This is a genomic window from Rhodococcus sp. IEGM 1307, from assembly GCF_030056915.1.
Lineage (GTDB): Bacteria > Actinomycetota > Actinomycetes > Mycobacteriales > Mycobacteriaceae > Rhodococcus_F > Rhodococcus_F opacus_D.
On record NZ_JASHKW010000069.1, the window covers coordinates 1 to 810 of the forward strand.

Annotated in this window: 1 protein-coding gene; it reads right to left on the reverse strand. The window is 68.8% G+C overall.

Annotation, left to right across the window (positions count from 1 at the left end; all coding sequences use genetic code 11):
* The coding region (locus QM841_RS42840) for a condensation domain-containing protein (protein WP_283336790.1) at positions 1–795 on the reverse strand (795 nt) is incomplete at its 3' end.
* Between the last annotated feature and the right edge of the window lie 15 nt (positions 796–810).

The following is an 810-nucleotide window of genomic DNA, read 5'->3' on the forward strand; positions in this document are numbered from 1 at the left end:
CGGCGGGTGGTCGAACCGGCCGAGGTAGTTGAGGGTGATTTGGGGTTGGGGGAGGTTGCGGAGTTGTGTTGCGGTGTGGGGGTTGAGGTATCGGAGGGGGCCGTATCCGGTGCCGTGGTCGGGGGTGGTGTGGAGTTGTTCTTTGATGGTGGTGAGGGCGTGTCCGGTGGTGGGTCCGCCGGTGAGTGCGTCGTGGAGGTCGATGTCGGTGAGGTCGAGGAGGGCGGGGTGGATGGTGGTGAACCAGCCGATTGTTCGGGTGAGGTCGGCGCCGGGGATGTGGGGGTCGGTGCGGCCGTGGCCTTCGATGTTGACGAGCAGGGTGTGGGTGGGGGTGTGGTGTCGGTGGCGCCAGGTGGTGACGGCGAGGGCGAGGGCGGTGAGGAGGGCGTCGTCGATGCCGCAGTGGTAGGTGGTGGGGAGGGTGGTGAGGAGGGTGTGGGTGGTGTGGGGTGGGAGTTCGGTGGTGGTGTGGGTGGTGGTGTGTTCGGTGTCGTGGGTGGGGTCGAGGGGTCGGGTGCCGAGTGGGGGGTCGGGGGTGGTGAGGATGTGGCGCCAGTGGGGGAGTTCGTGGGTGTGGTGGGTGGTGGTGTCGGTGAGGGCGTGGGCGTAGCGGCGGGCGCTGGTGGTGACGGGTGGGAGTGTGGGGGTGGTGCCGGTGGTGTGGGCGTGGTGGGCGGTGGCGAGGTCGGGGATGAGGATGCGCCAGGAGACGCCGTCGGTGGCGAGGTGGTGGATGGTGATGAGGAGGTGTCCGGGTTGGGTGCGGGGGTCGAGCCAGACGAGTTGGAGCATGATCCCGTTTTCGGG